Origin of the sequence: Planktothrix sp. PCC 11201, from assembly GCF_900009135.1 — a bacterium.
Classification (GTDB): Bacteria; Cyanobacteriota; Cyanobacteriia; order Cyanobacteriales; family Microcoleaceae; genus Planktothrix.
Genome location: NZ_LT797711.1, coordinates 501,780 through 524,655, shown reverse-complemented (window position 1 = coordinate 524,655; position 22,876 = coordinate 501,780). Strand labels below are relative to the sequence as shown.

Below are 22,876 nucleotides of genomic sequence, written 5' to 3'. Positions count from 1 at the left end.
GGGGGAGCAGGGGGAGCAGGGGGAGCAGGGTAGGCAGGGGGGGAGTTTGTGGTTTTTAGATAGGGTTGCCAAGTTAAGCCATATTGATCGGTTTCTTGAAGGGGAATTTCACTGGAGGAGGTTGCGAGAATCAGATCAAATAGGATTTTATTTCCCTGGCTCATCCGGGGTGCAACATAAATTAATCGACCCAGGGTTTGTAAATGTTCTCGAATGGTATTGACTCTAATTCCTTGTTCGGACAGTTGGGTAGTTGGTGAAAACACAAAATGCCAGAGGTTTTCCCCGTGGTTGATGGCTTCGTTAAGTTCGTTTTCTTCCTGGGGTTTCAGTTTTAATTCTACTGGGGTGACTAAGCCAGGGGGTTGATTTTCCAGGTGTTCGCCCGGAATTACCGCGGCAAGTTGGTTGATGATGTCGGTAATATCCGGTGGCGGGGTTTGAGTTCGTTGACTACTGATCACTTGTTCGAGTAGTTTTGTTCCTGTGATCAGGGCATCAAATCCTTGAGTGGATAAAACAATTTGTTGATCTCGTAATACCCGTAAATAGCTTTCCATTTCATGGGCTAATTCTTCAGCTAAACCCACTCCCACCATTCCTGATAACCCTTTTATGGAATGGAAACAACGGAACAATTCATTGAGGCTAGAGCGCTCAATATGAGATTTATCAATCCAGGATTCAAGGGTTAGAAGTTCTCGTCTGACGACGGCTAAATGTTCTTCACATTCTGCAAAATAATCTTCTAAAAAGTCCCCAAAAAAATTATTTTCAGTTGGGTTAGACACAATAATCAGTTATCAGTTATCAGTTATCAGTTTAAGAGGTTTCAGTGTTCAGTTTGGGATTTTTTAGTAATCGGGACGAGAGCCATTGGTTATCAGTGTAATTTCTGCTAAGGATTAGCTTAAGATTTAAAACTTAATTTTTGACTGATTCTATGATTACTTTTACACTGATCATTGATTACTGATGACTGACCACCGAATTGAGTAGTTCTTTAATTTGACCGGCGAGGAATTTAGGTTGAAAGGGCTTGGTTAAATAGCAAGCTGCGCCAGCGGCAATCGCTTCGCTGCGACTATCTTCATCGCCTTTGGTGGTGAGAATCACAATCGGGGTATCGTGATAACTAGGATGGCTCAAAACGAATCTTAGAACTTCCAACCCGTGCATATCGGGCATATTCAAATCCAAGATCATTAAATCAAAGGGGGCAATTTCGATTTTTTCAATGGCTTCTAAACCATTCCCGGCTTCGCTAAAACTGACATCGGTTAAATCTCGCAAGGACGCGATGACCATTTTTCTCATCGTTGCTGAATCATCAACGACTAAAACACGTTTCATAACCTGGACTCCTTGAGGGGATAAGGCACAAATAGTTTGCATTTTCATCACTCACATATTGGCATAGTAGATGCCGACTTTAATATTCTTACAATCCCATCAACAACAAGGAGAGAATAGGAGGAATGTTTTAAGGTGTCGACCTAGCCATTTCAGGGACAATCAAGACTAGAAAAATAATGGGATTACTCCTGAATTAAAATTTTTTGCTTTTGTTGATTATGCCGGCTATCAACCAGGACAGCCCTCCCCCTAAAAATCACCGTATCTGGATTATAAATCAACTCCTTCTATAAATTATCAACTCTGTTTGAAAAGTTAACAGTTGACCATTTTCCATCGGATTAAATTTGTTTTGGAATTCCATTTTGGGACATGAAATCCCCCTGGTTTGCTAATCTTGTCTTCTCCTGGGATGATGAAGTCGCGTTAAACTGTAAATAGAGGTAATCAAAAACCGTACACCGTCAAAGGAAGAACAGCGTCATGGGATTATTTGATCGCATTAGCCGTCTTGTCAGAGCCAATTTGAATGATCTGGTCAACAAAGCCGAAGATCCAGAGAAAATTCTGGAACAGGCGATCATTGATATGCAGGAGGATCTGGTGCAGTTGCGTCAGGCCGTTGCTCAAGCGATCGCCACTCAAAAACGTAATGAACAACAGTATAATCAGAACCAGTCCCAAGCCAATCAATGGGAGTCTCGCGCCAAGTTAGCCCTGCAAAAAGGGGAAGAAGGGTTAGCTAGAGAAGCCTTACAGCGCAAAAAAACCTACACGGAAGCGGCTAATACTATTAAATTGACTCTGGATCAACAATTGGCTCAGGTGGATGCCCTCAAACGCAATTTAATTCAGTTGGAGAGCAAAATTTCCGAAGCCAAAACTAAGAAAAATATGCTCAAAGCCCGGGCGCAAGCAGCTAAGGCCAATGAGCAGTTACAGGGTTTATTGGGGGGGATTAATCCCAGTGGAGCGACCGCAGCCTTTGAACGGATGGAAGAAAAGGTGATGCAGTTGGAGGCTCGTTCCGAAGCGGCCAAAGAATTGGGGGGTTCGGATTTTGAAAGCAAATTTGCGGCTTTGGAAGCCGGAAGCGATGTTGATGAAGAATTAGCTGCGATGAAGGCTCAGATTTCCGGTGGCCCGGCTCCCCAGTCCCTACCCCCAGGAACAACAGCAGCAACCCCTAATATTCCTGTGGATGATGAGTTGGAAAAGCTGAGAGAGGAGTTGAATAAAATGTAAGCCGGAATTCATGGGTTTTATAGGGTTTGGGCTTTTTGTCAGGGGTCAAGGGTAACGGAGTGTTAAAGTCACCATTGACTCCCGAAGGTTGATGGAAAGCCCTTGTCTGGAAATAGGGGAATGGGTAATTACGAATTACGAATGGGGGATGGGTAATACTGCTATTTTCAGAAAACTCCGATTCCTTGAGTCATCTTTTAAAATTTGGTTGTATAGTGATAATGGGTTTGATCCGGTACTTATACTTAATGACTGAATCTGCTCCTTGATTTAATTTTTATTCCCTACTTTAACTTAATGATGGCTAAGGTACGTTTACTGATTCTTAGTTCCTTTGCGGCGGGCTTTGGACTTTGCTCCATTGTTTTTTCCGTTTTTACAATGATTTCTGAATTTAATTTTTCTACGGTATTTAGATTTATTTTAACCCTGGGTTTTTTTGTAATTAATGTCTTATTTTCTTTACATTACTATGGCTTGATTTTCAAAGAATTTAAGCTAATTAATAAAATGAAAGCTCAATTGAAACGATTTAATTATAATTTTTAATTAAAGTTTGGGCGATCGCTAACCTAAAATTAGAAATCGGTTAAAATTAAATCTGTTCATCTCCAGAAATTTGATTATGTTAGATACTCTTAATGCTTTATTCGGTCGTCACCCAGAACGAAATCAAGCTAACGTAGAAATTTATACTTGGCAAACCTGTCCCTTTTGTATTCGAGCTAAACTTTTATTGTGGTGGAAAGGGGTTAATTTTACAGAATATAAAATAGATGGGGATGATGCCGCCCGAACTCAAATGGCGGAACGGGCAAATGGACGACGCACAGTTCCCCAAATTTTTATTAATAATCAACATATTGGCGGTTGTGATGATCTGTATCAATTAGATGGAGAAGGAAAATTAGAACCCCTATTAGCTGAACCTGCTCTATAAGTTTTGGGGCTTTAGCCCCCTCTTTAATTCGGGCTAAAGCCCCACAACGGACTTTTTTAACTCCTTAGCCCAATAACTTAATATTTATTTACAAAAGTTGTAATAAATTCATAATGTTTTTTTTGATTAACCAGATGTTAAATTGTGGCAAAAACACTTTAAATTAATAGAGTAAGCGAATCAAGAAACCGTAAACTTAAAGGAGCAGCATCAAGTCCCAATAGAATCGATTCAATTTCTATTGATCTACAGCCAACGAATTCGTTAAATTTAACAATTCCTTAATTTTTGGGACTCCATCCTTAACGGTTGATCCTAATTTTTGGGGGATAAACCCTCAGAATTGGTAATTTAGTAATTTATATTTGTGGAGCAAAAGATATGTCAGAAACTGTCACAAACTGCCGTAATATTGCCATTGTTGGCCCCTACTTAAGTGGAAAAACCACACTTTTAGAGAGTATTTTATCGGTGAGTGGAGCCATCTCTCGCAAAGGAACAGCTAAGGAGACAAATAGGGTTGGGGATAGTTCTCCAGAAGCGAAGGAACGGAATATGAGTGTAGAAGTTAATGCCGCTAGTACCGAATATGGCGGCATTCGTTTTACCTTTTTAGACTGTCCTGGTTCTGTGGAATTTACCCAAGAAACCTATAATGCTTTAATCGGAACTGGATTAGCCATTGTGGTTTGTGAAGCTGATCCGGGCCGGATTTTAACCCTATCTCCTCTGTTCAAATTCTTAGATGATTGGGAAATTCCCCATCTGGTTTTTGTGAATAAAATGGATCGGGTTTGTACCGATGAGGAACGCTGTGTTAACAGTTTTACTGAAATCTTAAACGCCTTAAAATCCGTTTCCACCCGTCCAGTGATTCCCCAACAATATCCTATTGGTAACGGGGAACAATTAGTCGGTTTTATTGATTTAATTACGGAACAAGCCTATCATTATCATTCCGGTGCTCCTTCTGATCCCGTCCCCTTTCCAGAATCTTTAAAAGAGGCTGAACACCTCGCACGGCAAGCAATGTTAGAGGAATTAGCCAATTTTGACGATCATTTATTAGAAGAACTATTAGAAGAAATTGAACCGCCTCAAGATGAAATTGTTAAGGATTTAAAAATGGAATTGGGGGCGGATTTAATTGTCCCGGTGTTAATAGGAGTAGCTGAACAGGATCATGGGGTACGGGCGTTATTGGATGCTTTGGTTCGGGAAGCTCCAGAACCTACAATTACCGCAGAACGTCGGGGGCTAAAATCCTCGGAAAGTTTACCTATTGCCCAGGTGTTAAAAACCTATTATACCCCCCAAGGCGGTAAACTTTCCCTGGTGCGGGTTTGGCAGGGGGAACTGACCGAAGGCATGACCTTGAATGGGGTACGACCTGGGGGAATGTATCGGATGACCGGACAACAAGCCCAAAACGTACAAACGGCACAAACTGGGGAAATTGTGGCTTTGGGACGGATGGAAGGAATTCAAACCGGAGATACCTTGACTTCCGAACCCAATGCTTTAAAAAATCCCTTGCCAAAAGCGGCTTTACTTCCTGCGGTTTATGGATGGGCAATTACTCCCGAAAACCGCAAAGATGAGGTTAAAATTAGTGCGGCTTTAGCTAAAATGTTAGATGAAGATCCGGCATTAAATTGGGAACAAAATAGTGATACCCACGAAATTATTTTATGGGGTCAAGGTCAAATTCATTTGCAAGTAACTTTAGATCGGTTACGGCGTAAATATAATTTACCCATGGTCACCCATTTACCGAGTATTCCCTATAAAGAAACGATTCGCAAAACTACTAATTCCCACGGCCGTTATAAACATCAAAGTGGTGGTCATGGGCAGTTTGGAGATGTGTATTTAGATATTAAACCTCAGCCTCGCGGGGAAGGGTTTAATTTTGGGGAAACTATTGTGGGCGGTGTGGTTCCCCGTCAATATATTCCGGGGGTGGAAACGGGAGTCCGAGACTATTTAAACCAAGGGCCGTTAGGGTTTCCGGTGGTAGATATCGCGGTGACATTAACTAATGGTTCCTATCATGCGGTTGATAGTTCGGAACAGGCTTTTAAACAGGCTGCCCGGTTAGCGATGCAGTCGGGAATGGAGAAATGCGAGCCAATTTTATTGGAACCTATTACTTCGGTTGAAATTTGTGCACCCAGTGATTTTACTTCCCAAATGTTTCAGTTAATTACTGGACGGCGAGGGCAAATTTTAGGCTTTGAACCGATGTCGGACTGGAAGGGATGGGATAAAATTTCTGCCTATATTCCGCAAGCAGAAATGCAGGATTTAATTGTAGAGTTGCGTTCTTTAACTTTAGGAGTCGGTTACTTTAATTGGAAATTTGATCGTTTACAGGAGGTTCCTGAAAAGTTAACGGAACGGATTTTAGCAACAGTTAATGGTAATGGGAAATCATAACTTTTAAATCCAAACAGGGGAATTACAAGAAATTGGTATTTTCCCCTGAATTAATCGTAGAGTCTATCTATCCCCCTGAAGGAATTACCTATTTGGAACCATTTGTGTTCGTCATAAAATTAAGCTCTAAGAATCAGCAGATATGTTATTAAGAATGGGTTTGTACAGTTAAGTTGGTATTTGCTGGATGACTTTGTTGCCAAAGGGTGGCATAGAGTCCTTTTTCTTCCAACAGGTCTGCATGGCGACCTGATGCAACTATCTGTCCGTTTTCCAGCACAAAAATCCGATTCGCACGCAAAGCCTGAGCAATGCGGTGGGTAATCATAATAACTGTACGTTCTTTAGTAAGGTGCTCGATCGTATTCATAATCTCAACTTCTGTTGCTGGATCAAGAGCCGAGGTGGCTTCATCAAGAATCAAAATAGCCGGATTTCTGACTAATGCTCTAGCGAGGGCGATTCTTTGCCGTTGTCCCCCCGATAATTGTCCGCCTCTGTCACCCACAGGGGTATCGTAACCTTGGGGTAAGGTCAGAATAAAATCATGAATTTCGGCATTTTTAGCGGCGGTTTCTACTTCTTCATCGGTGGCTTCTAAATATCCCATTCTGATATTTTCACGGATGGAAGTGTTAAATAAAATCACCTCTTGAGAAACCAGTCCAATTTGCTCCCGCAGGGATTTTTGAGTGCAGGAACGCAAATCAATATCGTCAAAAAGAATGCTACCTTGATCGGGGTCATAGAAACGGGTTAGGAGATTAACGATGGTACTTTTACCCGCACCGGAATGTCCGACAAATACAACAAAATCTCCTTTTTTGATGGTTAGGGATAACTGATTAATGCCTTTTCTCTCGAAGGAATAGTTGAAGGTCACATTATTAAAGCTAATTTCACGGGAAAAATGAGGTAATTCAATGGCATCAGGTGCATCTTGTATTTGAGTAATTTCAGCTAATAGAATATTAATACGTTGCATCCCAGCTATTCCTTCTATGAGGTAGGGAAGGGAAAAGGTAAAGCTAAGTATATTTAGATTTAAACCGACTAAGAAAATCTGAAAAGATGCCAATGTACCTACTGTAATCATATTTTTGTAGGTCATGACTGCACCGATACAGATCACGGCAAGTTGGACAAAGACAAAGACTAAAGTAGGAATCCTTTGGACTAAATAAGAGGAAAATTTTGCTTTCACATAAACTTTCTTTAACTGGCGCAAATTGCTGTTAAAATGATTAATGGTTCGGCTTTGTAAACCAAACAATTTAATCACAGATTGAGATATAATATTTTCTTGAATAGCATTAGCTATTTCGCCCTGTTTGTCTCTTAGTTTATAGTTTTGTTCTGTAGCTGTTTGACCAATTTGGGCGGGTGCAAGGACACATAAGGTTAACCCGATACAACTAATTAGACCTAACTGCCAGTTGAGGGAAAACATAAAAATAGCAGAAAATAGGATGCTAGCGAGTTCTAAAACTAGAATAAATCCATAGCTTAAGCTATTTTCTACTTGTTCGGTATCGGCGGAAAAACAGTTGATAATATCTCCGGCTGAACGTCGCCCAAAAAACTCCATAGATAGGGTTTGGAGGTGAGAAAACATAGAATGGCGGATATTATTTATCACTGAAATATTAAATCTTGCTGCCCAAAAATCTCCTACTAAACCGATAAATACAAAGACAATCGCTCCCGCACCTAGCAATAGAAGAATTAAACCTAGGAGACGGTAATTTTGGGGAATAATGGCTGCGTCGATAATAAATTTTAAGCTCATTCTAATTGAGGATTCAAAGGCTGCCTCAAAAAGTCCACGAGCGATGAGAAGAATTGCTAACCATCTATAGGGAGCGATGTATTTATTCAGTTCTTTGAGAAACCAAATTAGATTCATTTTTATTCCAGGGGAAAGGCTTTATAAGTACCTACACAAAATTATTTGCACATCCGATTTCTTGCTCTCTATTTGTTTCAATGGCTTTAGGGCAACGAGCGTGTGTAATTAATTTTGTTTACTTACTTATAACATCTAGCAAAAGCCTCGGTGATAATTTCTGACATCAATTGTACGAAGGGAACGCCAGCTAGGTGTAAGATAGTACCAACTGGTGTTTCTAATGGGTCGGAGAACGTCAAGAAAGGTTTTGAAGAAATTGCACAGTTTGCATTTACTTCTAGGACAAATAGTTCTTTAGATAGTTTATCCATTCGTATATCTACCCGTCCATAACCATTACCATTGACTGCACAGTAAGCACGTTTACTCAGATCACAAAGCTTTTCATACAAATCACCAACAACCAGTTGACAACGAAAAAATTGAGTTTTTGGTGAAAAATAAATGTCTCCCTCATCTTTACCATAATAGCGATTATGTGATAAAAATTTCTCAGTTTCAGGTAAAATAGGGTTAAAAATAGTTTCTAAAGGTGGATATATTTTGATCTGTTCCGGTTGTTGATAAGACCCAATGAGAAAGACACTAAATTCACGACCCTTGATAAAGGATTCTACAAAAATACTGTCAGGCGGAAATATTATTTCTTGAGCATTTTCTTCTAATAAATGTTTAACCTGTGTCCTGATCTGTTCATCGCTGTGAACAACCGAATTGACAGAAATCCCATAGCTCCCACCTGAAAGCACTGCTGGTTTGATAATTAGGGGTGTACCCAGACGCGCACAAATTCCTTGAACATGATCCAAATCGTGAATAATTTCATAAGGAGGTGTAGCTACTCCCCATTGTGTTAAAACTTGTTTAATCGAAATTTTGTTGAAGTTAAAACTGTAAAATTCTGAATCAGCACCAATAACAATGATACCTTTAGTTTCTAATAGCTTGATCAGAGAAAGTCCTGGGCAGTTATCAAGTTCATCTAGCCCATCACAAAAGTTTAGTACAACGGGGACATAATCTTTAGTATAACTTGCTATTTCTTCTACTATTTGCTCCATGTTTCCTAAGCTAACTTTATGACGTTTCCAATCTATACCAAGCTCAGAAAATACATCCTTCATTTCTTTTAAAAAAGTATTTGTATCAAAAGATTTCATCCATTCTTGTTGTATTTTAGATGATGGAGTTAATACCCAAATTAGCAACTGATTATTGCGTACAGGTAATGGGGGAAAAGTTGTCATTGTATTTATTTCTCCTTGATTTAAAATAAATAGGGATATACTTTGATATGGATTAGTTTACTGATAATGATTTATCAAAATAGCGAATCAAAGCCTCTGCAATAATTTCTGACATCAATTGTGCAAAGGGAATGCCAGCTTTGTGTAAGATAGTACCGACAGAAGTTTGACCATATTCAAATGACGCAGACACGGGCTGAGAAGAGATAGCGCAATTTGCGTTCACTTCCAATACAAAAAGTTCTTGAGATTTGTTATCCATTCGTATATCCACCCTTCCATATCCATTGCCACCGACTGCACAGTAAGCAAGTTTACTGAGTTTGCAAATTTTGTCAGACAAAGAATAATCAACTAATTCTCCCAATAAAAAGTTTTCTACTTCAAGATGAACTTTGTGAGATTTAAACTTTTCAAATTCAGATAAACTAGAGTTAAAAATAAACTCTAATGGTGGATAAATTTTTAGGTTTTCAGGCTGTTGAGAAGAGCCAACAATAAAAACAGTAAATTCTCGCCCATTGATAAAGCGTTCCACAAAAACATTTTCGACAGTAAATAGCGATTCTTTTTGTTCTTTTAACAAGTATTGTATCTGCTGATAAATTTCTTCATCACTGTTAACAACGGACTTACTAGACAATCCTATTCCTCCAGTAGAGACAGCAGGTTTAACAATTAGAGGTGTTCCCAGCCTTTCACAAATTCCCGCAATTTTGTTGACATCAGAAATAACCTCATAAGGCGCGGTAGATACACCCGCTTTTAACAAAGCCTTCTTCATTCTAATTTTGGAGATGGTCTGATATTCAAAGTTAGAATCCGCACCTGTAAAAATAATTCCTTTTGCTTCCAATAACTTGATTACAGAAAGACCAGGATAACCATCAACTTCATCAAAGCCATCGCAATAATTCAGCACTACCGGAGTATAGTTATTATTAGAATCTAATACTTCCTCAACTACTGATTGCATATTTTCTAGGGTAATGGGCTGCCATTTCCATTTAATGCCAAGTTCGTGAAAAACGTTTGCTAGTTCTTGACGATAACCTTCATTATCATAAAATTCTCCAATTAATCCTTGGGGTATAATTTTATAGGGAATAAAAGCCAAGACAAAAAGTTTTTCTTTAGGTATAGGTAATGCTTGAAAATTTGTCATTTTTCTCTTATTTTCTATTTTCCTATTTTATTGATAGTAATCTTCTAAAGAACCTGTGCGCCTGATATCCAGTGTTACACAGTGAAACCCCCCGCCTAACGTCCTAGCGTGCCGGATTTGTAAAGGAATCACATCAACGCCGCGTTTTTCAAGCTCTTTGATCAGGGGAATTTGATTACGATCGACAATGGCTAAATTCGGATTGACCATCAACAGGTTCATCCCCACCCATTTAGAGCTTAATTCTGTCTGGCTTTGATAACCGATATCAACAATATTTTCCAAATAGATGATATCCCAATTTTTGAAGAGTTCGGGCAAATTTTGTTCGCCTACTCTTTCGGCGTTCGCAACAACCAACCCAGGGCGAATTAGCGCGAAAGTAGAATCAAGATGGACGCCCGAATATAGGTTGTCATAAATGTGTACCCTGTACTCATCACCCAAAAAAGTCTGAAGCCATTGCGCTCCTAGGCGATTTCCACTATCAGAAACTAGATAAATTATATCTCGTCCCATTCGCAAGATGTTCGCCGCATCAAACACAGGTTCATGGTTTTTTAAGGCAAAAGAATTAGGATCATCAAGGTTATAAATATCGTCGGCTAATCGAGGCTTGGGGGCTGAAATCCATTTGGCTCCACTCTGGAAGTATTCTAGGAGAATGGATTTATAAGAAAGAGTTTCAAAAAAGCGGGAACGAAAGACCATTGGTGTTTCGATAATCCACGTCCCAATGGCCAGCATTAAATCTCTGGGACAGTAGTTATATTGACCGTCAGTTTCCCAATCAGGAGTGCGAAACTTAACAGAATGATCGGCTATTTCAGGGCGACGAACAGTAACGTCGAGTTTTTGAAGAGTTTGTACGAGTACGTCCAAATCTTCTTCAGTTTCTTCGATAATGCGATCGCTATATTTACCGGATGGGATATTTTCAACACTGCCATAGTCTCTGTAATCTATGGCAAATAGTCCTAATTCGGGGCTAGGAATCTGTGCGTTGGTTGCACGTCCGACAATAATTTCTTCAAGGGCATCCCACTCGTTGTGAACTCTAACTTTGCTCATTGGTATTTGGTAGCAGTGAATTTTAGGTGTTGCAAAAAATGACAAAACGACCTTGGATGCACTCGATTTTTCTGTGACACAGTTGGTTAAATTTGCAAAAATTCTGCTTTGGTTCGCAGGTTGTTTTTAGAATGCACGCGGGAGAAGCTATTCTCTCGAAAAGGCGATCGCCCTTTTGATGTGCAAATTTAATCAGGTTGTGGAGCGATCGCGCTCTAGTGAAGATTGGTTAGGTTGAGGAGCGCTCGCCTTTCTGATAGGGGAATTTATTTAGGTTAAGGGGCGAGCACTCAATTAGAGCGTATTCAGGAGCTATGACCAACCATTGAGGTAGTAAACTGCTATTCGATGACGCTGTTTTACGATACTACCCGAATGCTTATTTCGTACATACTGCCTTCATCGGGATTGCTCACTACATAAGTAAAAAAGCCCGGTTGGTGATCTGGCGGTATGTTTAGGTATCCGAGTTTGTCATCCGAACTTACCGAGTCATAATCCCACAATTCCACTGTTGTTCCATTTGGGGGCATTTGGAAGCTATAACCGAGATCTTTTGTTTGCTGCGAATTGATTTCTTTGTATTTTCCTGAATCTGGCCAGATTTTCTTGCCGTCTACTTTCACGTACAGATCATCGGCTCCTGCAAAAAAGTGATCGAGTCCTTCGATGACAGAGACTCCTGCACCTGCGCCACCAGCAGCACCACCAGCAGCAGCAGCGGCAATAAGTACAACACCAGCACCCGTAGCAAGACCTGCAACAGCCACGCCACCAGCAGCAACAGCACCAATTGCACCGAATATACCTCTTGCCCAGTCGTCAATTCCTGAAGATGGTTTGATACACTTTACACTGACAAGGGTTAAAGTTTTTTGGGTAAGCTTGTCTACTCGGATTGATGATGTAATGTCATTAAAATCTGCGCCTACGAAAGGAGTATCACTGGTAAAGCTTTTAGAACGACCTGAAAATCCTGCGTGTTCATAAAGAATAACCCTCAATCCGTTAGGAACTTTCAACGAACTCAGTTGATCGTTCCCTATTGTCAAGCTAGAGATATCATAACTTCCCTCTTCAAGTTCCTGACTAGGGCCGCTATAGTCCGCATCTCGGTAAATCACTACTTTGAAGGACATATTTTAATTTTCCTAATTTTTGGTATTCCATTAATAAGACGCATCCTCAATCACAATTGTGAACTCTTCCAGCACGCAAATTTTTGAAACTCTAACAGGACTTACGCACCCAACCAAAGAAACCGGGTTTTTTTACGAAAATACTGCGTTGTGACCCACATATTTTCTAAAAAACCCGGTTTCTCGGGCCCCATGCGTAAGTCCTATCTAACCCATAAAAACGCTGCAAAAATGGAACCTGATTACCGCATAGACAAGAGTTCTCTGCCTGAAATACATACCAGCTTTTTTTGTCAAGGCAAACCTGAAATCATATAATAATCAGCACTATTCCGATTGAACGAACAGCTACAGGAGAATTAATTATCAGGCCACCAGTAGGAGGCGATAGCGGAAATCGAGAAGCCGAATTAATTACAGATTTCGGAATCTGGAATCGGCAAACTAACCTGGGTTATACTTTCAGTTCCTCCACTGTAATTAAGTTACCCAATGGCACTGATCATTCGTGAATGATCATTTGTGATCGCTTCTCGTGGCTTAAAGTCATTTGATTTTGAAGATTTTGAAGAAACCTTTAACGGATCATGAGGTTGATTGTCTTCTCCTGAATATTCATTAAACTGCTTTCTCAATATTGACCGAGCTTGAGAAATTCGCTTCCGAACATTTGGATTGGAAATATTCAATTTTTCAGCAATTTCTGAATAAGAAAGTTCTTCCTGAACGTGCAGGATAAAAGTCTCTCGCAGCCGAGGGGGTAATTCTTGAATAGCCCCAAAAAAAAAATTTTCCACTTCTTGCTGCGTAGCAGCAAGAAGTGGATTTTCTTCTTGAGCGACCACTTGATTTTCCCACTCAACATCCATCTCATCTAAACTCTCAACGGGTTTTCCTCCCCGATTAAATCTCCGATGAATATCCATACAGACATTATGGGTTAATCGAGTCAGCCAAGCCTTAATATTTTTAAGGGCTCCTTTTCCGGTTTGGGTCTTCTCCCAAGCTTTCAGCATTGCTTGACTGAGGGCATCTTCGGCATCAATAGGATTACCCATCCAATAAAGACAACGACGGTAAAGATAATTTTGATACTTTTGCCATAACTGCCAAAAGCTTCTAAAGCTATTAGGATAGGCAGAATCTGGGACAAATAATAATAAGTTGGATTCTGGACAATTAAATTGCATCATTATTCTGATGAAAATTGGACACAGTACAGGGAACCAACAGCATCACTTCAGTGACGAAGGTAGCTATTAGGAAGGTCATATTTCTAAGGTGCTGGCTACAAGGAATTTGACAAGAGTAGAAGCAAGAAAGCTTTTACAGACCGGATTTTGGTTTCTGCGGTTGTAACTTGAATTCTCTGCCCCGGCTGAAGATACCCTGAAATGATAGCCAAAATGTCGTTGACCGACAAGCAAAAATTATTTTGTCATCTATCTAAGGATAGATCATAAGAAAGTTACTTAACAATGTCAAGTCGGTACTGCGGATTTTATTAACTTGACGTGAGTTCGATGGAGTGCGATTATTCTAAACTACAATCAGAATAAAAAGCCTAAGTGGAACTTAGGGGCTTTAAACCCAAAATTTTCGCTAAAGGCCCTAAAATTTAAAATCTAAAGTTCATTTGATCCAATAATAGCAGGCGGCGGCTACGCCATCACACTCCGTCAAACTCACGTTGAATTAATATTTTTAGACTTCCCCAATACCGCTAGATCTCTATTTTTTCTGGTTTTCAAAAAAGCAAACTAAAGATTATGGGTTAAACCAAGTCTAATGCTCTGTGTTATTCGCGTAAACTCAAGTCGGTTGACCGATAACGAATCAACTCTTACACTGATAACTAATAACAGATTACTGAAACCAATGGACGAAATCGCAAAGAAAATTGCTGGTCTGGGTCTTCCCGGTATATTTCTTTTGATTCTCACTGTCTCATCAGCCGGAAGTAACGCTGCCATTGCTGCTGCTCTGACAGCCATGGGAGGGCCCTTTGGGATTGTTGGCGGCATAGGAATACTGGGTCTAATGACGGTGTTAGGAGATACTGTCGCCGGATATGGAATTGAAGCTGTTCTTCATGCTGTCTATGCAGAACGCAGTAAAACTGAATCCGTTAGATATCTCCTGAAAGAAATCCAAGATTTACCCATTTCAGACGATCTCAAACTCAAACTCAAAAATCAACTTAGCCCAGACGTACAAACTCGGGTGGAAGACGTTGAGCCGATAAAAATAGTTGAAATCGTTGAAGATTGATTTGAATGATACCTTCGTTTAAATTTCAGATAAAATCCTAGTTAATTAAGCGTAATCACGCTGGTATTGCTGGCGACAGGAAAATGGCTTCTGACCCCGATTATGTCGGATTAAACCCTCAAAAGCCATTATTTGTCTATTTTATCCTAGAAAAAATACTTTAATCCCATTAATTATTTTGTTCTTATATAAAAACTTTAAATCCAGCCTAAATGCTCTTTAACTGTGTTCATGGCTATTCTAATATTACTGGCAGTAAAGGATATTTTATAGGGATTATTCAGCTTTTTCGGGTTAGGGTCAAGGGTAATTACATTTCCTTGCCAAAGTTGACTTTCCCTTGACCAGTCGAGGGCGGCTAATTCAGAGACTTTTTCTAAATCAAAGGTATGGCTATATTGATCATAGGTTAGATGTAGTAACCGCCCTAAAATTTCTAAGCCCATACTGACCCCTAGGATATATTTTTCTTTAAAACTATCAATTTCCTCAATTGTTAATTCTTCTTTAGGAGTTTGGGCAATATATTGAGTAGCAGGGCATTCTGCAAAAAACTGATTTAAACAACTGGCTAATTGTTCGGACGCCATATCAACATCATAGTCGATTAATTCATCGCTGGAATCATCTGTAAATACACAACTGACAAACTTGACAATATAATTCATCGTATAAATTAATTTCTGTTTACTCGCAGGAGTGGCTTTAATTTTCTCGGTTTTGTCCTTAAACATGAATACCGAGTCAACTAAATTCTTAGTAATCCCAATTCTGCCGGAAAACTCTCCAAAGGAAATTAATAAAGATTTATCTAGTTGTTTAGTTTGTGCCATATCTCTAAAGTCGGTTTGACATTGATTAAAATTACTTTCTAATACTAAGGTAATGGGAAAATCATGGTCGGCAATGAGTTCGGCTGTTGATATATCTTCTATTAATTCATGAATCGCTCGTTTCCGGTGTTGACCATCGGTAATATCTAGTTTAGTCGTGCGGGGGATAATGACAAAACAAACCCCGCGACCTAAATCTATTAATTCAATTTTTCCTGGGTCAACATTAGCGGTTAAAGTTCCAATAATCCAAGGTTTTTCTTGGCTGACTCGTTTTGTAATATAGTCTTTAATTTCTTGGGTATGACCTTTAACTTCCGGGCGGTTTTTACCGGAATCTGGGTTATTATCTAGGGAAGGTTGGGCTTGCAATAGGGTGGGCAAATCAAAGGCAGGGACGTTAATTTGAATCATTTTCCGTTTGCCTTGTTGCAACAGTAAGCCAATATAACACTTTTGACGGTGATTTTGAGTAAAAAGGGGTTCTAAGAGGGAATCAATTCTCAGGCTTAATTCTGAAAGGCTATTATTATTTGTATTCATTTCAAGGCAACTATAAAAAAGGTTAATGAGCTTATTTTAAACCTTTTTCTGACATTTGTACAACCTAATTTGTTATTTTATTTTTCTGGAAATCGTTGTTTCTTTTAACTCAATTCTTTTTAATATTCTCCGCATATTTACGGAGTTAATTCTTGTTATTGGAATCGGTTTTAAGTGTTGACTAAAAAATCAAGAGTAGGGGCGTGTTCACCCATAAGAATATTGTCTCCCAGGCGGCGGGTTTTGTCAACCCCCTTTCCAGAAAAACGAAATTTTTTTGAGTGGAAAGAATTTTTTTGACCGCAAAATATTATTGTCACCACCAAGAGGTTATAAGATTTCGGGTAAACCGACCTCTTTGGGTTTCACGAATTTACCGTCAAAACTGACGGCTTTATTTTCAAATGTCCTCGCATCGGCTAAGGCTTTGCGTAACTCGGCGCATTCCATGGGTTGCTGCATTCCCCCTAATAAATAGATGAGTAATTTGGCGGCTAGGTCTTTTCCGGCGACTCTGACCCGGCGTTTATTGGGGTCATATAATATTCCATACCAGAGGGAGTCGGGATATTCCATCCCGCTAAACCCCCCAGACCCATCAAAACTTTGCAATTTCTGAAAAATTTCTGTTAGGGGTTGTTGTTGATAAAAGACTAACACTCCCAAGGCTGCGGCTACGGCTACTTGACCGACGGGGCGAAATAATATATTTCCTTCCCCTGGGGGTTTTTCAAAACTAAACCTTCGCAGGTCGGGGGTTTCCCAACTATTTTCTAAGCGTTGATAACTGGGTAAACTTGCCAGAGCATCAAAAAGTTGTTGTAATTCCTGAATACCTGTTTCTAACTCTTGGGTTGTGGGGCGTCGGGGGACTAACCCGGGTTTGGCGGCTTTCCAGTGGGGGAATTTGGGAGTTAGGTAGCGTTGACCCATATCTGTTAGGGCTTGTAGGGTGGTTAATACGGTGGACTTGGAGGCGACGGTGGCGCTATCCCAATTAATTCTAGGGTGGCGTCCGGGTTTATCGCAAAATAGGGGATGGGAAACCACGACCTGACGAGTCACAATAGAAAACCCATCATCTTCGTCTAATAGGGCTAACTGGCCTTTACTGAGTTTAACGGCCATTAAGTTAACGTGAACAAAAATAGACCTCACCCTTTGTCTAGCTTGGGCGCGGGTTTCCCCTGTAACAACGGCGGGAATAAATTCTACCCCGATGGTTTCTTGGGATAACTGTTGTAACTGTTGGGGTGTGATACCGAATTTTTGGGTCATCTCTTTAACGGTAATAGCATCGCCGACGGGTTTTTTCTGTTTGCTATAGGGTTGTAAACGCCCTGTGCGTAGGAGTTGCATTAACCCTTGTATCCCCATCAGGCGATGTTGTCCATCTAGGGCAAATACGGATATATCCCCAGACATTTGCAATAGTCCGAGTTTTCCTTGAGTATCCAGGGGTAAAAATTCAATAGCGGACTGGGTGGCTTGGCCCTGTTTATCCCATTCAGATGCTTGGGGGTTATCGACCCAGGGGGGACTGAGGACGACTAACACCGCCGGAAATTTATGGTCTTTATGGTTAGTCAAATATTGGGTTAGGGTGGCTTGTCGCGACCAGTCGAGGGGACGTTGCAAGATATCGTCCACGGTTTCGGTGTCTCTTTCGACGTTTCCTGTGGGGTCTAAATGGGGTTGAAATAGGGGGAGTTGGGAGGCAAAACCGACTTTAGCCGCTATCCATTCTAGGGTGACGGAGGTGATAAAGGTTTCGGTTTCGGCCATATAGGTTTTTTGAACCAGCAGGCTATCTGCTTTTTGTAGATAGGGTTTCAGCAGTTGTGCAATTGCTTCTTGGGATTCGGAATTGAGTTGGGTTTCAGTATCCATTAGAGGTATGTTGCCAAATGAGTAAATAAATGATATTATGCTAAGGAAAAGTTTTTAAAAAGCTTAATCAAATTTTTAAAAACCGTTTTCTAAGTCCTATTGTATGGAAACAGCCAGCTTTAGGGAATACCTAAGCGACGTGAGGAGAATTACCATGAGTGAAGAAAACCAATCACGCAGACTTACCCTAGTGGATTATTGTGAAAGGTTTGCTGCCCTCAAAGTTAGCCAACGCAAACAAGGTGAAGCTCCTTACAAGCCTATTTTACTGCTATCGGTGATTGATTTAATTTCACAAGGTTTAATAAAAGAAAATTGCATTCCTGTATCTGATGATTTAGTTAATACATTTAATAAATATTGGAAAATCATCGGTAATCCGGCTTACGATGGAGGATTACACTATCCTTTTTTTCATTTACAGAGTGACTTATTTTGGCATATTCGACCAAAATCTGATTTTAATGGTTTACAACCTAAAACACTCAATAAGTTAAAGCAAGCTGTAGACTACGCCAAACTAGACGATGAATTATTCAATTTTTTGTTAGACCAAAATTCGAGAAAAGAGTTACTTGATACCTTAATTGAAACTTGGTTTCATGAAAGCCAGAGAAAACTCGATAATCTTTTACAAATTAATCAAGATTTTGAAAATAGAACTGGAGAAGAAGACGAAAATCATATAAATCTAAACCAAGAAGAAAATAATCAGACAAAATTCCAGCTAAAAAAATCTTTAGTTCGGGAAGCATTTTTCCGTAAAGCTATTATACATATCTATGATTATCAATGTGCATTCTGTAGAATAAAAGCTGTCCGTTCAATTGGTCAAACTATTGTAGATGGCGCACATATCAAGCCTATTTCACTATTTTATAATAGTAAAATCAATAACGGAATATCATTTTGTAAAAATCATCATTGGGCTTTTGATAGAGGATGGTTTTCAATAAATGAAAATTATAAAATTTTAGTTTGTAGTGATTTACAAGAGAATTCACCCAATGCTAAACCCATCAAAGATTTTCACGGCGAATCAATTTGTTTACCAAATTTAGAAGCATATTTTCCGAGCCTAGAATCTTTGTCTTGGCATCGCAAAAATATTTTTAAATCTTAATACAATAGGAGAAGTACATGAGTGTAATTAATCAACAGCCATCTGAAATTATGAGCGACGTTAATGATTTGGTTAAAGATGTCGCTAGAATTAATCAGGAAATTCAAGAATTATATTGTTTAGATGATGTTCCTTGGATTATTGGATATTCTGGGGGAAAAGATAGCAGTTCTGTTTTGCAGCTTATCTGGTATGCTTTAGTAGATTTACCCCCAGAAAAAAGACATAAAAAAGTTTATGTTATTACAACGGATACATTAGTTGAAAATCCAATAATTTCTACTTGGGTTAAAAAATCATTAGACAAAATGAAAGATGCTGCTGAAAAGCAAGGTTTACCTATAGAGCCTCATCTTTTATGTCCAGATATAAAAGAAACTTTTTGGGTTAATTTAATCGGTAAAGGTTATCCTGCACCACGCTCTAAATTTCGTTGGTGTACAGACCGCTTAAAGATTACGCCTTCTAATCGCTTTGTCCGTAGCGTGGTCAGACTGAATGGGGAAGTAATTCTTGTTTTAGGAACTCGAAAAGCTGAAAGTTCACATCGTGCTGCTTCAATGGAAAAGCATGAACGAGGGTTAGTCAGTGAGCATCTGCAACAAACTGTCAGTTCTATACAATCTTTAATGTACGAAAGCTCTAGTCTTCCAAATGCTTTAATTTATAGTCCCATTCAAAACTGGAAAACAGATGATGTTTGGCTTTATTTAATGCAATGGGAAAACCCTTGGCAACATAGTAATAAAGAACTATTTATTATATATCGAGGAGCAACAGCAGATAATGAATGTCCCCTGGTTGTGGATACTTCAACCCCTAGCTGTGGAAGTTCTCGGTTTGGCTGTTGGGTTTGTACTTTAGTCAATCAGGATAAATCAATGGAAGCAATGATTATTAATGATGAAGCTAAAGAATGGATGCAACCCTTATTGAATTTACGAAATGAACTCGATATAATTAACGATAGGGATAAACGTGATTTTCGTCGAATGTATGGAAAAGTTCAACTGTTTGAACGAAATGTTGATGGGGAAATATCCGTTGAACCCATTCCTGGGCCCTATACCAAAAAATGGCGAGAACATTGGTTAAGACGGGTATTAGAAGCGCAACAACAAATTAGACAAACAGCGCCCGAAGAATATCGAGATATCACCTTAATTACCATAGGAGAACTAAGCGAAATCAGGCGAATATGGTTAGAAGAAAAACACGAATTTGATGATAGTGTACCTAAAATTTATCAGGAAATTATGGGAGAAACCTTTGAAGACCCCCGTTTGGGTGCAGGAAATACCGTTCTGGGTGCAGATGAATGGGAATTATTAGAAGAACTCAGTCAAGGAGATACAATGTATATGGAATTAATGGCAAAACTGATTGATACAGAACGTCAATATAAAACCATGGCGAGACGAAATGGTATCTATGATGATTTAGAAAAGTGTTTAGAAACCAGTTCTCGACCTCAAGAACAAGCTATTAATAACGCTCATTATGAACGCAACTTAAAAGAAGCCGCCAAAACCGGAAATGTTGAACAAGTCAAGCACGCCATAGAAGACAAAAACCCCGAACCTCCGCAACAGTTAAGTTGGGGAAGTTTGAAATTTCAAAACCCTACCTAACCCTCGTTTAAACTTTTAATTTTATGATTTTCCTAGAATTAACTTTAGAAAACTTTGGCCCGTATCGAGGTAAACAAGTTATTGATTTACGCCCTAAAATTAATGATAATGTAATTAGTCCAATTGTGTTACTTGGAGGTATGAATGGAGGCGGAAAAACCACCTTAATGGATGCAATGCGCCTCGCACTTTATGGACAGCGTGCCCAATGTTCTACCCGGGGAACTTTAAGTTATCCCGACTTTCTCAAACAAGCAGTTAATAAACAGACCCTAGCCCATGAAGAAACCAGTGTAGAATTATTATTTGAACATATTGTTAAAAATATGCAAGTCGAGTTTCGGGTCAAACGTCGCTGGACAAAAAACCCGAAAAATGGTAAGGATATTTTAGGCATATTAATTGATGATTGGCCGGACTCCGCTTGGGTAGAAACCTGGGATGAGCGCATCGAAGATTTTTTCCCCATAGGAATTTCAAACTTGTTTTTATTTGATGGGGAACAGGTGAAGGAATTAGCCGATTTAGACAGTCCTCCTAATGTTGTGGTACAAGCTATTCAATCTTTATTAGGATTAGAATTATCTGAACGTTTAGCCGTAGATTTAGATATTTTAGCTAACCGCAAACGCCGACAGTTAGCCGACTCAAAAGAGTTAGCCTATTTAGAAGAAATTGAAACTAAATTAAATCAGTATAAATCCGAAAAAGAGGCGGCGGAAATAGCGGTAGAAGAATTAAAAATTAAGGCTGGAATTGCCAAGAAAAAGTTAAATCAAGCTAAGGAAAAGTTTAAACTCGAAGGGGGGAAAATAGCCGGAGAACGGAGTCAACTAGAGAAAAAGTTAGAGGATGAGAAAGAAAAAGCCCAACAACAACGGCAACGTCTTGGTGAGTTAGCAGGGGAAGGTTTACCTTTAAGTTTAATTAAACCTTTATTAATTCAAGCCCAAAAGCAAGGAAAACAGGAGTTAAACTGGGAAAAAGCCAAGGTAGCCCAGGATTTTATTAAAGATCGAGATCAACGATTATTTGAATATTTAGAAGAACTTAATCTTGCCAAGAAACAGTTAGAAAGTGTTAAATCATATCTGGAAACTGATTATCAAAATTTAACCGAAAATCATCATAATCAAGACAATATATTTTTAGAAATCGATGAAAAAATTTTCAGTCAATTAGGAACATTCTTAGACCATCAACTTCCCAGTCAAATCCAACAATCTCAGGACGTTTTAGAGGCGTTAAGAGTAATTGAAGATACCCTCTCTAGTCTGGATAAACAATTGGCTATTGCAGCCCCTCCAGAGGTCTATGAACAACTGTTAGAAACGGTATCCCAAGCCCAAACCGAATATACTAAAATTGAAACGGCGATCGAAGGAGCCGAACAACGGGCTAAAAAATGTTTAGCTGAATATGAAAAGGCCAAAAAAGACCTAGAAAAATATAGTCAAAATACCATTGATCGAAAAAATGCTAATCATATTATTGAGACTATTAGTAAAGTTCAGAACTCTTTGAAAATATTTAAAGAAAAATTAACCCTGAAAAAATTGAATAAATTAGAAGTAGAAGTGACCGAATGTTTCCGCTATTTATTACACAAATCAGACTTAGTACATCGAGTGGTCATTGCTACAGAAGATTTTAGTTTATCCCTCTATGATCCCCAGGGACAACCTGTAGAGAAACATCGCCTCTCTGCGGGGGAAAAACAACTCTTAGCGATCGCCTTTTTATGGGGTTTAGCTCGGGTTTCGGGACTCAATTTACCCATCGCCATTGATACTCCATTGGGTCGTTTAGACTCCTCCCACCGTCAAAACCTGATTGAACGGTATTTTCCCGCAGCTAGTCATCAAGTTATTTTACTCTCAACCGATACGGAAATTGCCCAGAAGGAAGTTAATAGTTTACGAGAACAGGATGCGATCGCCCGTGAATACCTACTCAAATACGATCCCAAAAAGCGCCAAACCCGGATAGAACAGGGTTATTTCTTTTGAAATTAAGGGAATAGGGAGTAGGGGAGGTAGGGGGAGCAGGGGGAGCAGGGGAGGTAAACTCTTTC

General features: G+C 39.4%; 18 protein-coding genes and 1 pseudogene. 9 read left to right on the top strand and 10 right to left on the bottom strand.

Annotation, left to right across the window (positions count from 1 at the left end):
* Positions 1 to 791: Hpt domain-containing protein (locus tag PL11201_RS24550; protein ID WP_200816864.1), on the bottom strand; the 791-nt coding region annotated here is incomplete at its 3' end.
* A gap of 178 nt (positions 792 to 969) precedes the next feature.
* Positions 970 to 1,353 carry a response regulator gene (locus PL11201_RS24545; protein ID WP_079681623.1) on the bottom strand — a complete coding sequence of 128 codons (384 nt, stop codon included), beginning with the start codon at positions 1,351 to 1,353 and terminating at the stop codon, positions 970 to 972.
* Between the two features lie 486 nt (positions 1,354 to 1,839).
* Between PL11201_RS24545 and PL11201_RS24540 the strand changes: the two genes are divergently transcribed.
* The 4 genes from PL11201_RS24540 (at position 1,840) to PL11201_RS24525 (ending at position 5,980) form a co-directional block, all read left to right on the top strand.
* Entirely contained in the window at positions 1,840 to 2,601 is a 762-nt protein-coding gene (locus PL11201_RS24540; RefSeq protein WP_079681463.1) for a PspA/IM30 family protein, read from the top strand.
* Positions 2,602 to 2,901: 300 nt separating this feature from the next.
* Entirely contained in the window at positions 2,902 to 3,150 is a 249-nt protein-coding gene (locus PL11201_RS24535; protein ID WP_200816863.1) for a hypothetical protein, read from the top strand.
* A 76-nt stretch (positions 3,151 to 3,226) separates the two neighbouring features.
* Complete coding sequence (gene grxC / locus PL11201_RS24530; RefSeq protein ID WP_079681461.1) at positions 3,227 to 3,541, top strand: glutaredoxin 3; 315 nt, start codon at positions 3,227 to 3,229, stop codon at positions 3,539 to 3,541.
* 381 nt (positions 3,542 to 3,922) lie between these two features.
* Positions 3,923 to 5,980 carry an elongation factor G gene (locus PL11201_RS24525; protein WP_079681460.1) on the top strand — a complete coding sequence of 686 codons (2,058 nt, stop codon included), beginning with the start codon at positions 3,923 to 3,925 and terminating at the stop codon, positions 5,978 to 5,980.
* A gap of 148 nt (positions 5,981 to 6,128) precedes the next feature.
* Here PL11201_RS24525 and PL11201_RS24520 read toward each other — a convergent pair whose 3' ends face one another.
* From PL11201_RS24520 to PL11201_RS24500, 5 genes are all read right to left on the bottom strand, one after another.
* Positions 6,129 to 7,886 (bottom strand): ABC transporter ATP-binding protein, encoded by a 1,758-nt coding sequence (locus tag PL11201_RS24520; RefSeq protein ID WP_079681459.1) that lies wholly within the window; start codon positions 7,884 to 7,886, stop codon positions 6,129 to 6,131.
* A gap of 122 nt (positions 7,887 to 8,008) precedes the next feature.
* Positions 8,009 to 9,136: an ATP-binding protein gene (locus PL11201_RS24515; protein ID WP_079681458.1), complete on the bottom strand. Its 1,128-nt coding sequence runs from the start codon at positions 9,134 to 9,136 to the stop codon at positions 8,009 to 8,011.
* 52 nt (positions 9,137 to 9,188) lie between these two features.
* A complete protein-coding gene (locus PL11201_RS24510) occupies positions 9,189 to 10,301 on the bottom strand; it encodes an ATP-binding protein (RefSeq protein ID WP_079681457.1) in 1,113 nt (370 codons plus the stop codon).
* Positions 10,302 to 10,328: 27 nt separating this feature from the next.
* Positions 10,329 to 11,372, bottom strand: a complete 1,044-nt coding sequence (locus PL11201_RS24505; protein WP_079681456.1) for an inosamine-phosphate amidinotransferase 1 — start codon at positions 11,370 to 11,372, stop codon at positions 10,329 to 10,331.
* Positions 11,373 to 11,731: 359 nt separating this feature from the next.
* Positions 11,732 to 12,511 (bottom strand): hypothetical protein, encoded by a 780-nt coding sequence (locus PL11201_RS24500; RefSeq protein ID WP_079681455.1) that lies wholly within the window; start codon positions 12,509 to 12,511, stop codon positions 11,732 to 11,734.
* Between the two features lie 338 nt (positions 12,512 to 12,849).
* Between PL11201_RS24500 and PL11201_RS24495 the strand changes: the two are divergent.
* Positions 12,850 to 13,020 (top strand): annotated as a pseudogene (locus PL11201_RS24495) (Uma2 family endonuclease); the annotation flags it as partial.
* Here PL11201_RS24495 and PL11201_RS24490 read toward each other — a convergent pair.
* Positions 12,997 to 13,701, bottom strand: a complete 705-nt coding sequence (locus PL11201_RS24490; protein WP_079681454.1) for an RNA polymerase sigma factor — start codon at positions 13,699 to 13,701, stop codon at positions 12,997 to 12,999. The pseudogene PL11201_RS24495 and the gene PL11201_RS24490 sit on opposite strands and share 24 nt — an antisense overlap.
* Before the next feature lie 688 nt (positions 13,702 to 14,389).
* Between PL11201_RS24490 and PL11201_RS24485 the strand changes: the two genes are divergently transcribed.
* Positions 14,390 to 14,782 (top strand): hypothetical protein, encoded by a 393-nt coding sequence (locus PL11201_RS24485; RefSeq protein WP_079681453.1) that lies wholly within the window; start codon positions 14,390 to 14,392, stop codon positions 14,780 to 14,782.
* A 197-nt stretch (positions 14,783 to 14,979) separates the two neighbouring features.
* Here the strand turns inward: PL11201_RS24485 and PL11201_RS24480 are convergent, their stop codons facing one another.
* Together PL11201_RS24480 and PL11201_RS24475 are read right to left on the bottom strand one after the other, a co-directional pair.
* Positions 14,980 to 16,158: a DNA sulfur modification protein DndB gene (locus PL11201_RS24480; protein ID WP_079681452.1), complete on the bottom strand. Its 1,179-nt coding sequence runs from the start codon at positions 16,156 to 16,158 to the stop codon at positions 14,980 to 14,982.
* A 330-nt stretch (positions 16,159 to 16,488) separates the two neighbouring features.
* Complete coding sequence (locus PL11201_RS24475; protein WP_079681451.1) at positions 16,489 to 18,048, bottom strand: DGQHR domain-containing protein; 1,560 nt, start codon at positions 18,046 to 18,048, stop codon at positions 16,489 to 16,491.
* A 154-nt stretch (positions 18,049 to 18,202) separates the two neighbouring features.
* On the opposite strand from PL11201_RS24475, the gene PL11201_RS24470 reads away from it, so the two are divergent.
* From PL11201_RS24470 to dndD, 3 genes are read left to right on the top strand one after another with little or no spacing between them, the layout of a single operon-like run.
* Positions 18,203 to 19,171, top strand: a complete 969-nt coding sequence (locus tag PL11201_RS24470) for an HNH endonuclease (protein WP_079681450.1) — start codon at positions 18,203 to 18,205, stop codon at positions 19,169 to 19,171.
* 50 nt (positions 19,172 to 19,221) lie between these two features.
* Positions 19,222 to 20,802, top strand: coding sequence for a DNA phosphorothioation system sulfurtransferase DndC (dndC, locus tag PL11201_RS24465; protein WP_369821851.1), 1,581 nt, complete (start codon positions 19,222 to 19,224; stop codon positions 20,800 to 20,802).
* 23 nt (positions 20,803 to 20,825) lie between these two features.
* Positions 20,826 to 22,811 carry a DNA sulfur modification protein DndD gene (gene dndD / locus PL11201_RS24460; RefSeq protein WP_079681448.1) on the top strand — a complete coding sequence of 662 codons (1,986 nt, stop codon included), beginning with the start codon at positions 20,826 to 20,828 and terminating at the stop codon, positions 22,809 to 22,811.
* The last annotated feature ends 65 nt before the right edge of the window (positions 22,812 to 22,876 follow it).

Coding starts and splice junctions, on each gene's coding strand:
- PL11201_RS24545 (WP_079681623.1), bottom strand. CDS start 1,353: ATGAAACGTGTTTTAGTCGTTGATGATTCAGCAACGATGAGAAAAATG.
- PL11201_RS24540 (WP_079681463.1), top strand. CDS start 1,840: ATGGGATTATTTGATCGCATTAGCCGTCTTGTCAGAGCCAATTTGAAT.
- PL11201_RS24535 (WP_200816863.1), top strand. CDS start 2,902: ATGGCTAAGGTACGTTTACTGATTCTTAGTTCCTTTGCGGCGGGCTTT.
- grxC (WP_079681461.1), top strand. CDS start 3,227: ATGTTAGATACTCTTAATGCTTTATTCGGTCGTCACCCAGAACGAAAT.
- PL11201_RS24525 (WP_079681460.1), top strand. CDS start 3,923: ATGTCAGAAACTGTCACAAACTGCCGTAATATTGCCATTGTTGGCCCC.
- PL11201_RS24520 (WP_079681459.1), bottom strand. CDS start 7,886: ATGAATCTAATTTGGTTTCTCAAAGAACTGAATAAATACATCGCTCCC.
- PL11201_RS24515 (WP_079681458.1), bottom strand. CDS start 9,136: ATGACAACTTTTCCCCCATTACCTGTACGCAATAATCAGTTGCTAATT.
- PL11201_RS24510 (WP_079681457.1), bottom strand. CDS start 10,301: ATGACAAATTTTCAAGCATTACCTATACCTAAAGAAAAACTTTTTGTC.
- PL11201_RS24505 (WP_079681456.1), bottom strand. CDS start 11,372: ATGAGCAAAGTTAGAGTTCACAACGAGTGGGATGCCCTTGAAGAAATT.
- PL11201_RS24500 (WP_079681455.1), bottom strand. CDS start 12,511: ATGTCCTTCAAAGTAGTGATTTACCGAGATGCGGACTATAGCGGCCCT.
- PL11201_RS24490 (WP_079681454.1), bottom strand. CDS start 13,701: ATGCAATTTAATTGTCCAGAATCCAACTTATTATTATTTGTCCCAGAT.
- PL11201_RS24485 (WP_079681453.1), top strand. CDS start 14,390: ATGGACGAAATCGCAAAGAAAATTGCTGGTCTGGGTCTTCCCGGTATA.
- PL11201_RS24480 (WP_079681452.1), bottom strand. CDS start 16,158: ATGAATACAAATAATAATAGCCTTTCAGAATTAAGCCTGAGAATTGAT.
- PL11201_RS24475 (WP_079681451.1), bottom strand. CDS start 18,048: ATGGATACTGAAACCCAACTCAATTCCGAATCCCAAGAAGCAATTGCA.
- PL11201_RS24470 (WP_079681450.1), top strand. CDS start 18,203: ATGAGTGAAGAAAACCAATCACGCAGACTTACCCTAGTGGATTATTGT.
- dndC (WP_369821851.1), top strand. CDS start 19,222: ATGAGCGACGTTAATGATTTGGTTAAAGATGTCGCTAGAATTAATCAG.
- dndD (WP_079681448.1), top strand. CDS start 20,826: ATGATTTTCCTAGAATTAACTTTAGAAAACTTTGGCCCGTATCGAGGT.